This window comes from Myroides sp. LJL116, from assembly GCF_054871685.1.
On sequence record NZ_JBTXLR010000030.1, the window covers coordinates 1 to 11150 of the forward strand.

General features: G+C 32.1%; 9 protein-coding genes. 7 read left to right on the forward strand and 2 right to left on the reverse strand.

Annotated elements, in window-relative coordinates; translation table 11 throughout:
• Positions 1 to 252 precede the first annotated feature (252 nt).
• The 5 genes from ACYSNM_RS13365 (at position 253) to ACYSNM_RS13385 (ending at position 6644) form a co-directional block, all read left to right on the forward strand.
• Positions 253 to 1458: a CynX/NimT family MFS transporter gene (locus ACYSNM_RS13365; RefSeq protein ID WP_461757377.1), complete on the forward strand. Its 1206-nt coding sequence runs from the start codon at positions 253 to 255 to the stop codon at positions 1456 to 1458.
• Positions 1459 to 1562: 104 nt separating this feature from the next.
• Positions 1563 to 2780, forward strand: a complete 1218-nt coding sequence (locus tag ACYSNM_RS13370; protein WP_461757378.1) for a metallophosphoesterase family protein — start codon at positions 1563 to 1565, stop codon at positions 2778 to 2780.
• Positions 2781 to 2783: 3 nt separating this feature from the next.
• Positions 2784 to 5837 (forward strand): AAA family ATPase, encoded by a 3054-nt coding sequence (locus tag ACYSNM_RS13375; RefSeq protein WP_461757379.1) that lies wholly within the window; start codon positions 2784 to 2786, stop codon positions 5835 to 5837.
• Between the two features lie 69 nt (positions 5838 to 5906).
• On the forward strand, positions 5907 to 6257 hold the full coding sequence (locus tag ACYSNM_RS13380; protein ID WP_461757380.1) for a CD225/dispanin family protein: 351 nt from the start codon (positions 5907 to 5909) through the stop codon (positions 6255 to 6257).
• A 3-nt stretch (positions 6258 to 6260) separates the two neighbouring features.
• Positions 6261 to 6644, forward strand: coding sequence for a DUF2752 domain-containing protein (locus tag ACYSNM_RS13385; RefSeq protein WP_461757381.1), 384 nt, complete (start codon positions 6261 to 6263; stop codon positions 6642 to 6644).
• 117 nt (positions 6645 to 6761) lie between these two features.
• Here ACYSNM_RS13385 and ACYSNM_RS13390 read toward each other — a convergent pair whose 3' ends face one another.
• Positions 6762 to 7943: an MFS transporter gene (locus ACYSNM_RS13390; RefSeq protein WP_461757382.1), complete on the reverse strand. Its 1182-nt coding sequence runs from the start codon at positions 7941 to 7943 to the stop codon at positions 6762 to 6764.
• Between the two features lie 633 nt (positions 7944 to 8576).
• On the opposite strand from ACYSNM_RS13390, the gene ACYSNM_RS13395 reads away from it, so the two are divergent.
• Positions 8577 to 9158 (forward strand): PhnA domain-containing protein, encoded by a 582-nt coding sequence (locus ACYSNM_RS13395; protein ID WP_461757383.1) that lies wholly within the window; start codon positions 8577 to 8579, stop codon positions 9156 to 9158.
• 31 nt (positions 9159 to 9189) lie between these two features.
• On the opposite strand, the gene ACYSNM_RS13400 is transcribed toward ACYSNM_RS13395, so the two are convergent.
• Positions 9190 to 9600: an NUDIX hydrolase gene (locus ACYSNM_RS13400; RefSeq protein WP_461757384.1), complete on the reverse strand. Its 411-nt coding sequence runs from the start codon at positions 9598 to 9600 to the stop codon at positions 9190 to 9192.
• A gap of 314 nt (positions 9601 to 9914) precedes the next feature.
• Between ACYSNM_RS13400 and ACYSNM_RS13405 the strand changes: the two genes are divergently transcribed.
• Entirely contained in the window at positions 9915 to 10499 is a 585-nt protein-coding gene (locus ACYSNM_RS13405) for an SMI1/KNR4 family protein (protein ID WP_461757385.1), read from the forward strand.
• The last annotated feature ends 651 nt before the right edge of the window (positions 10500 to 11150 follow it).

Below are 11150 nucleotides of genomic sequence, written 5' to 3' on the forward strand. Positions count from 1 at the left end.
ACAAAAAAACTGAAAATATATTTTTCCAATGTCTGAGCTTCGCATATTTAGAAAAATACCGAAAATCACACAGAAGTAAAATGCAAAAAAATAGGGCTGTCTCTTTTTCTTTAGAGACAGCCCCTTTATTTTTTATCCTTCTACATAATACAGTAGGTAAAGATGCCAAATTGGCTTGTATTTAGATTTACTTTATTTTTTTGGATTTAAAATAAGGCACTACCTTTGGCTTTAATTTAAATTATAAAGTAAATGTACCAAGATTCTAACTCAAAAAACGTAGAGTTATCTTCCTTTAAAAAGGTTTTCATGTTTTTAGGAGTTATTTTTATTGCCTCAAATCTTCGTGCTCCTCTGACTTGTGTTGGACCAGTGATTGGAGAAATAAGTGATGAATTCTCCTTGTCTAATTCTCTAGCAGGTCTTTTAACGACTATTCCTTTGATTTGCTTCGCCTTTTTATCGGCTTTAGTTCCTAAAGTATCTAAGACATTTGGGATGTCCTATGTTTTATTATGCTCCTTAGTTTTACTTAGTGTTGGATTGGCTATTAGGCCTATAGATGGGGTAGTTACCTTGTTTTTAGGTGCGGCATTAATTGGTATTGCCATAACGGTTGGAAATGTACTTATGCCAGCTTATATCAAGGTTAATTTTCCAAAGAAAGTAGGGTTAATGACTGGTATTTATTCCGCATCGATGAATTTAGTAGCAGCTTTAGCAGCTGGTTTTAGTATATATTTAGGTCAAGCCACCGAATTGGGATGGAGAGGATCTATAGGGGTATGGGTTCTATTGGCTATTGTAAGTATTCTTGTTTGGTTACCTACTTTGAAAAAGCGAAGTCTTGTTGGGTCAAGTAAAATTCAACAAGTTCAGGATACTACAAATATATACAAGAGTAAATTGGCTTGGTGTGTAACTCTTTTTATGGGGTTACAATCTTTACTTTTTTACTGTATAGCAGCATGGCTACCTAAAGTTACCCAAAGTTGGGGGATGAGTATTGTTGATTCTGGATGGGTTTTATCCTATGTACAGTTTGCGCAATTACCCATGACTTTTTTAGGAGCAATCATTGCAAGCAAGTTGCCTAATCAAAAAGCTTTAGCAATTTGTGTGGCTCTTTTAATTATAAGTGGTCTAAGTGGGATACTAATATGGCAAACCAAGTACATTGTTATTTGTTGTATCTTAATTGGATTAGGAAGTGGTTTAGCTTTTAGCTTATGTATGATTTTGTTTGTTTTGAGAACAAAAAGTGCACAGCAGGCTGCTAAACTATCTGCCATGGCACAAGCTTTGGGGTATACTATTGCTGCTTTTGGTCCCCCTGTTTTTGGAGGATTATACGACTGGAGTGGTTCTTGGAATTATTCTTTCGTATTCCTTTTATTGGCAATGGTTGTTTTACTTATAGTAGGATATATTGCCTCGGCAGATAAATACATCGATTAATAAAGTTAGTACAAAGGATATTTTAGCAAGATGATAGAGGCATAACCAAATGCTTTTACATATAGACTAATTTTATCCTGTAACAATACAAAATAAAATAGCAAATGGCTTTAAAAATATTACATACTGCAGATTGGCATTTGGGTAAAAGGTTAGATAATTTTAGCCGCATTGAAGAGCAAATAGAAGTATTACAAGAAATAGTAGAGTTAACAAATGAACACAAGGCAGATGTTGTTGTAATTGCTGGAGATCTATTTGACGCATTTAATCCAGGAGTAGATGCTATTGATTTATTCTATAAAACATTAAAAGCATTAACCAATAATGGTAAAAGACCTGTGATTGCTATAGCTGGAAATCATGATTCCCCGGAGAGAATAGATGCCCCGGATCCATTAGCTAGAGAATGTGGTATTATTTTTATAGGCTTGCCCAATGCAAAGGTTCCTGTTTTTAAAACTCCAGAGGGATTTGAGATTACCAAAAGTGATCATGGTTTTATGGAAATTAAATTACATAACAACCCTACTGCTTTACGTATTATTCATACGCCTTATGCCAATGAAATCAGACTTAAAAAAGCCTTAGATTCTAATGATAAGGCGGCTGCTTTAAATGAAGTTTTAAAAGAGAATTGGCAGAACTTAGCTTCTTTATACTGCGATAATAAGGGGGTTAATTTATTAGTTACTCACCTTTATATGCTGCAGAAGAATGCTCAGGTACTTGAAGAACCAGATGGGGAAAAAGCCCTTAAAGTTGGGAATGCAGACTTAATTTATACGGACATTATACCTAATGAAATACAGTACACCGCTTTAGGACATTTACATAAATGCTGGCAATTAGGCTCTTTAGAAAAGCCAGTTGTATATAGTGGAAGTCCATTGCCTTATAGTTTTAGTGAGGCAGGACAAGAAAAATTTGTTCTTCTTTTAGAGGCTAATGCTAATCAACCTATTTGCTATCAAAAATTAAAGCTAGAAAGTGGGAGAAAGTTATCTAGGGTTAAATTTAACCAAGTAGACCAAGCCATTGAATGGTTACAACTTAATCCTTACCATTTAGTAGAGTTAACCTTAGTAAGTGATGAGTTTTTAAAGGCGGATGATATCAAGAGACTTTATCAAGCACATGATGGAATAATTACCATTATTCCTCAGATAACTACTAATGTAGCCCAAAGTGATGTACAGCATTCTACCGTTAACTTAGACCAAGATATCCAAGGGCTCTTTGAAGATTACTTCAAGCAAAAATACAATGGACAAACTCCAAATCAAGAAATACTAGAACTTTTTAATGAAACTTTAAATTAGTGTATGATACCAATTAAATTAACTCTACAGGGAATATACTCTTACCAAGATGCTCAAGTTATCGATTTTACTGAATTGACTCAAAGTGGGCTTTTTGGAATCTTTGGAAAAGTAGGTTCTGGTAAATCTTCTATTATTGAGGCAATTACATTTGGATTGTATGGAGAGAGTGAACGTTTGAATGCTAGGGATAATCGTGCTTATAATATGATGAACCTTCGTTCCAATCACAGTGTGATTGAATTTGATTTTTATAATTTTAATGACCAAAAATATCGAATTTATAGAAGTTTCAAACGAAATGCTAAACGATTTGAAGATGTAAAAAGGGTAGAGGCAATCCTATATAAATGGGAAGAGGATTCTTGGGTTCCACAACCTAGTTTAGATATTGCCCAGGTAATAGGTCTTAGTTATGAAAACTTCAAGCGTACTATCATTATTCCTCAAGGAAAGTTCAAAGAGTTTATAGAACTAGGTGGCAAGGATAGAACCAAAATGATGCAGGAAATCTTTGGCTTAGACCGTTTTGATCTAAGTGCAAAGGTGAAAAAAATGTATGTGGAGTCAAAAAGCCAGTACGATACTTTAAGTGGGGAGCTATCGGGATATACTTCCATTACCCCTCAACTTATTAAAGAAAAGGAAGTTTTAGTAAAGCAAGAGGACTTACTAGTAGAAAAGTTAACCAAAGAATATACCACTCAGCATAATATATATCAGCATTTAAAAGCAATACAATCTGATATTGTCGAGTTGGAGAAGAATTTAGAATCTATGGTAGAGCTAGAAAAGCAACAGCCATCTATTTCTAAACAAAAAAAAGACCTTGTTCTTTTTGAAGATTTATCCAGTGATTTTGGGCTTTTATTATCCCAAGTAGAATTAGAGTCTAGCTCTTTTGAGCAAAAAAATGCTGCTTTAAAACAAGCCACGGATACATCGGTTCAAATCAAGGAGAAGTCCTCTAAGATTGAACAACAATTAAGTATTGCATCTAAAGAGTTTGAGAAGGTAGATTTACTCAAACAGGAGTTATTTGAACTAGACTTAATTCAAAAGATATCTAGTTCTTTAGAGCAGAAAAACTCTTTGCTAACTCGCATGGAGAATGGTAAAGGACAAATAAATCAAGCAAAAGTAGAGCTTCAAGGATTAAGAGAGTTATATAGTAAGCAATTATCTACTTTAGAATTGCGTAAAAAATCTCTTATAGATGCTAGTGTTTTATTGGAGATGGAGAACTGGTTTACTTCCTTTAAACACACAAGGGATAGAAAACCAGAATTATTAAATAAAATCTCTAATCTTGACACGCAAGTAAAAGGCATTGATATAGAATTAGCAGAGTTGCAAATCAACCCTGCCTTAATGGATTGGAAACAAGTTTTAGAGGCTCAAAAGAATCAAATTGAGATCCAATTGAAAAGCAAGCAAGATCAACTAGCACATGTAAAAGTTGCTCAGAAGTTGCAAATGTATGCCAACGAATTGTCTGATGGATCGCCATGCCCTTTATGTGGATCTTTAGAGCATCCTAGTATTTTAGACTCTTCAAACAAAGATATATTCGCTCAAGGACAACATATTGAACTTGAAATCTCTCAACTCCAAGAGCAAAGTGCTCTTTTAATGGAGAAGCAGAGTAAAATACAGGCTTTACTAAGTAAGAGAGAACTTGTCTTACAGACAGTGAAACAGGAGAAATCTTCTTTACTTGAAATTGATAAAGAGTTAGAGAGATTACAAAAGGGGTATCTATGGAATACTATTTGTCCTTCTGATGTGGATAGTTTTGTTGCTTTAAAACATAAATCAAGTAAAGAACAACAGGAAATACTTGCCTTAGAGGCAAAACTTAAAGAACTTTTAAGCCAAGGCGAAAAAGCTAAAGAAACGGTGGATCGTTTTGTGGAGCTCTTAACTAAAATAGAAGTGAGCTACACACAAGTGAGTAGTGAAATTAATTCTAAAAAAGAACAGTTAAGTACATTAAAAGTAGAAGATTTCGCAGAATATTCTAGCCTAAGGTTAGAGGAATTACTCAAGAGTAAAAGCGATAAGATTGAGCAGGTTAATAAGACATTCAATGAGCTTACCTTAGAGTCTAAGAATATTTCGATGGAGTTAACTGCAATTAATACACAAGTAGAATCCCTACAAAAGGATGTTCAAGCTCTAGAAAGCAGATTAAATCAATATAACCAAGAGTTAACCCAAAAGTTAGAAAAGAACCATTTAGAAAACATTTCTCAAGTTAAAGAAGTTCTAAGTTGGAAATTAGATGTGAAAGCTCTTAGAGAGGGTATTCAACAATTTGAATTAACGATACAGGTCCTGAAAGATCGCATTGAGGCTTTAAAGAAAAAAATGCCTAAAGATCAATTTGATTTACAAGCTTTTCTGCAGATGGAAAAGCAAGTCTTGGAACTGGATAGTAATTTGAAAGATAAGGTAGCTTATGTAACTATTCTAAAGGCTGAGAAAACTAGATTGGAACAACAATATGCTGTGAAAATCCAATTGGTAGATAAATTTGAAGCATTGGGTAGTCGTATTAAAAACATACAAGTATTGGATAATATGTTTAAAGGAGCTGGTTTTGTCAATTATGTTTCTAGTATATATTTAAAGAACTTATGTAATATGGCCAATGTTCGTTTTCATCGTTTAACTAATAATCAATTAAGCTTGCAGCTAAATGAAGCCAATGATTTTGAAATTATTGATTACTTAAATGATGGTAAACCAAGAAGTGTAAAAACACTTTCAGGAGGACAGGTTTTCCAAGTATCTCTTTCTTTAGCTTTGGCTTTAGCCGAGAGTGTACAAAGTTTATCAAAAAGTAATAAGAATTTCTTTTTTATTGATGAAGGGTTTGGGACCCAGGATAGCGAATCAGTACAAACCGTTTTCGAAACTTTACAAAACTTACAGAAAGAAAATAGAATTGTAGGAATTATTTCTCACGTAGATGAATTACAAGATCTTATTCCAGTTTCTTTAACTGTAAGAAAAGACGAACAAGGGGTAAGTACCATAATAAAAGAGAATTAAAAGTAAAAAAGAGAAATCTATTGTTATAAAATACGCGGAATTATTTATATATTGGTATAAAAATATGTTATGGATCAAAGTAAATTTAACTCTATTGAAGAATTAAGAGAGAAGCCAAACAATCATATGGCTCTTTCTATTATCGCAACTATTTTTAGTTTGTGCTCTGTTTGGTGTACTGGTTTTATTATCGGTATTATCGCCATAGTAATGTCTAGTCAATCCACTTCTAAGTATAATAAAGGAGATTACGCAGGAAGTTTGTCTGCTGCTAAGACGGCAAAAATATTGGCATTAATTGCCTTTGTAATTGGTCTTGCTACTTATGCTTATGCTTTTTACACGATCCAACAAGCAGGAGGGATTGAAATTTTTATAGAGGAATTTAAAACTGCGATTGAACAAGGACAATACCAGTAGTTTGTGAGAAATACACTATTGCGTTTAGGTTACCTATTGATAGTACTTCTGCTTGGTGCAATTTATATCTTTTATTTTTTGGATAAAGGTTTTGCAGTGGAATGCAGTTTTTATAAAAAGACAAATTTACAATGTCCTGGTTGTGGAGCTCAAAGAGCTTTGTCTAGTTTGATTAAAGGTAATATTAGGCAAGCATGGCAATTCAATCCACTTATTTTTATGTACATCACTGTACTGGGTTTTTTGTATGTCGCACTTATGGAGGTTTATGTAGTTAAGAACAAAGTGTTTTTAGCAAAATATTCTATTCCTTCTTGGTCTGCTTATCTATTTATAGGTATAATGATAGTGTTTTTTTTCTACAGAAATTATACTCTACTTTGGTAAGATAGTCTTAGCACAGGTGTTGATTCACAATAAACAAAGTAATATTTTACTAAAACATAAAATAATAAAGGCACCTTTTTTAAAAAAGGTGCCTTTATTATTTATAAGTAAGCCTTGTTATTCTAGGGTTATTTCTTTTGAGTCTACTTGGATGTATCTACTAATTAGTGTGATGGCAATACCAAAGATGGCAATGATTCCAAAGGCAAGCCTTAAAGAAGAAACTTGTGCAATAAATCCAATAACTGGTGGACCTAAGAAAAAACCTACAAAACCTATACTTGTTACTAAAGTTAATGCTTGTTGAGGTGAAGTTTTTGTGCTATTTCCTGCAAGGTTATAAGCCATTGGTACAATTGCTGAAACACCTAATCCCACTAACATAAAAGAGGCAATAGTAGTATAGACACCTGGGAAAAGAACACTAGAGGATAATCCTATGAAAACTAAGAGTCCACAGAAGAACAGTGTTTTTTGTTCTCCAAATTTTCTAACCGTATAATCAGAAAGGAATCTTCCACTTGCCATGGTAAACATATAAGCAGTTAAACCATATCCTACCAGCTCTATTGGAGCTAAGACAATATGCTTCATATATTCACTTGACCAATCTGTCATTGTACCTTCTGCAACCATTGCAAAGAAGCATAGTAATCCTAAAAGGGCTAAATTTTTATCTGGAAGCTGAAGTTTTCTATTTTTAGTTGTTTTATCTTTTTCTACAGCTTTTTGGCTTGTACTTATAGGATTATCTTTAATTAAGAAATGGGTAAATAAAAGGGTTATAACTATTCCTAGGGTAGAAAAGTAGCTAAAGTGTTCTATAGGTGGGATGTAATTACTAATCATCTCTGCGCCAAACCATGAAGCAGCAAAACCTCCAATACTCCATGCACCATGGAAAGAACCAATTATTTGTCCTTTATAACTTTTAGAAACATTGATTGCTTGTGTATTGATTGCGATGTTGGTTAGATTACTACAGATACCAAAGAAAACTAGATTTACTTTGAGTTGCCATAATTCACCCCAATAGCCAATTCCTATTAAGAGAATGAAGTAAGTAATTAAAAAAGTACAGGTAGCTTTTTTACTGCCAATAAATTGTATGATCCTCCCAGCAAAAGGCAATGAAATTAGAGTACCAATGGAAATATATAGCAATACAAATCCCCAAGCAGAGTCATTTACTAAAAAGTAGTCTTTTATAGTTGGGATTCTAGAGGCCCAAGAGGCTGAAATCCCACCAAAAAAGAAAAACAGGATGCTTACTGCTATACGCGGTAGGTGTGTTTTCATAAGGTAGAGTATGTTTTAAGCTTTTTAGTTAATGTCTACTTATAAGTTCTATCTATTTTATAAGCAGACTTATTGGAGTAAACTTTAAGTAAATATACTTCTAATATAGTAGTTTTATAAAAGGAAATATTGCTTTTTATATTAGGCGCTCTTTTATTTTATTGTATAGGAAGTAATCCCTACCAAAGCAATCAAAGATAAGTGGCTATCTCTGTATTTTCAATAAAAAGAATAGAAATGTATTAAAACCTTAGGTAGTAAAGGAGTTAATGAACTATAATTTGTAAAACTATGAGTTAAGTAGTGTTATTTATTTAAATGTATTTGCTATATCTTTGATTGATGTTAAAAACTTAATTATAATCAAATAATGCTTTATTTTATTACTTTATATTTTGTTAATTTAAAAATATTATATTAATTTGTAACAATCTGTTAAAGCTTAATGCAATTAAAAAAGGTATGGAACCCAGTGTTTCATACTTTTTTTTTATTTTTATACTTTCGTTAAGACCCTTTAAGCTTATTGCTATATCTAATTCTAAGGTTAATGTATTTTAGTCAGGCTAAAGCCTTTTAAGAATGATAATTTAGGGTTATATTTACAAAATTATTATCTATTTAATTGAAAATATGAAGACGGAAGCAGAATTAAGAGCAAGAAGTGGTAACAAATGTGAATTGTGTGACTCAGTAGAACAGTTAAAAGTATATGAAGTACCACCAGCTGCTTCAAATGAAGCAGATAGGGAAATTTTAGCATGTGAGACATGTTTAGCACAAATTGAGAAAAAGCAAGAATTAGATAGCGCTCATTGGCAATGTTTAACTACATCAATGTGGAGTGAATTCCCTGCAGTGCAAGTAGTAGCTTGGAGAATGTTGAATCGTTTTAGAAACGAGAGTTGGGCAGCTGATAGCTTAGATATGCTTTATTTAGATGAAGAACTTTTGGAATTTGCTAAATTAAGTGGAGACCATACAGGAGATGGATCTATTGAATTGCATAAAGACTGTAATGGTAACATACTTGTAACTGGAGATACAGTAACTTTAATCAAAGATTTAGATGTAAAAGGATCTTCATTAAATGCAAAAATAGGTACTGCAGTTCGTAATATTCGTTTAGTACACGATAATGTAGAGCAAATCGAAGGAAAAGTAGACGGACAAACTATTGTCATTCTAACTAAATTTGTTAAAAAACAAGCCTAAATATAAAAGCCTCTTATGTAAGAGGCTTTTTTTATTTCATCTTTAACCAAAGTGGAATGCTGAATTCAGATATAAGGTTAGCGTATTGGTAATTTTGATAGTTGTGGTGATTCACCCATATTGCTTGCTCAATTTCATTGGCTACTTGTAATGTTGTCTTGGAGATTTTTATATGATAAACGCATGCTGTAACTAGGGTGTTTTTTTCATTGGCTGCAATGGCAGTATGCTTAGATAAAAAATGCATCTTAGAAACATCAATTTGCAAGTTAAGTTCTTCTGCTATTTCTCTTTTTAATGCCTGTGTTGGAGTTTCTTGCTGCTCTATTTTACCTCCTGGCATGATAAATACGTTGGTTTTTAGCTTTTTGACAATAAGCATTTCATTAAATTCATTGGTTATTAGAGCACAAGCTAAATAGAGATGATTTTTTTGCAGCATTTTGTAGTGTTTTTAAAAAGTTAGATATTTGTTTTACAGTTGGTTATGACTGTAAGAGGTAAGCTTGTAAATAAACAACAAAGAATAAGAAAAACAAATAGTAGATTTTTCTAATCTTTGTTTTTTTTATTATTATTGTATCGTACTTTAGTAGTCGATAAAATAAAAAATCCCTTTGTGGATAAAGCTATGTTTTTTAAACATTTTATTATATCTTTATAATAAAGAATATGCATTAGCACTTTGCTAATGAGTAAAATACTTTGTTAAATTTAAAATTATAAAGCCTTTATTTGGCCAAAATGAACAACACAATGGTAAAAGAAGAATTTACTGCATTATTTAAAGGGTATTCTATACCAAAGGATTTAAAAAGTTTGTTAGAGTTTCAATTATCTGAAACTATTCCTTCTTATTATTCAAATGCAATTTATTTAATTGATGAGGACCCTGAATTAATCGAGTCTTTTTCTAATGAGACGGAATTTGTTAATTCATTTATCCCATTTGCAGAAGCAGATAGTAATGGAAGTGTATACGCTTTCTGGATCAAAGATTCAAATGAGAAAAACTTGGATCAAATGCCAATAGTTGTGTTTGGCGATGAAGGTGGAGTTTTTCCTGTTGCTAGTAATCTAAAAGAATTATTGCAAATTGCTGCTTACGATGTAGAGCCGTCTATCTTTGAAGATGAATTTAGTTTTTCAGATAGAGAAATTCTAGAGGAAGAAGGAGAGTATGTAGCAACGGAGTTCAATAAGGAGTATTTAGATTGGCTGCGTAATGATGCTAAATTAAAGCCTATTTTAATTATTGATGATGTTGATGTAATTGTAAATAGAGCTAATGATACTTTTTCTAAGGAATTAAATAGTTTTTTAGATAAATTCAAGTCTTAAGTTTTTTTGATAAAGGCAAGCTACTTTGTAGTTTGTGATTTATATTCTTAAGAGCTGAGGTTTGTAATAACATATATATGTATATAGGGAGTATCTTGTTAAAGGTACTCCCTTTATATATAATAGAAGGTTTGTGATTAGAATACGTTTCTATCCCTGTATTTGACAAGGAAAAAAACAATTGCTTTATTGTGCTTAGTTTAAAGTAGTTAGTTTTTTTATTGAAAAAAGAATGAAAAAAAGCATGCATAAAGTTTGGAAGTAAACAATAAGTTTCTACTTTTGCACCCGCATTAAGCAAGACGATCTTACACAAAAAGAAGTAAAGTTACCTTTTAAAAACATTAAAGAAATTTTAAGAAAAATAAATTTGGATAATGAAGAAATAAGGTGGTATCTTTGTAGTCCGCTTTAGGAAATACGAGGGCTGGCAAGAAATTAAAAAAAATAAAATTTTTGAAATTTCTTTGGTAGTTTAAAATAAAGTATTACTTTTGCAACCGCTTTGAGAAACAAGCGCAACATTGAAGACACGTTCATAGACATATTGGATTGACAGCAAAATTTAACAAAGAGTAAGGCAAATCGCAAGATTTGATTTATATATCTAATTTAAGATATAAAAAATATACGATGAAGAGTTTGATCCTG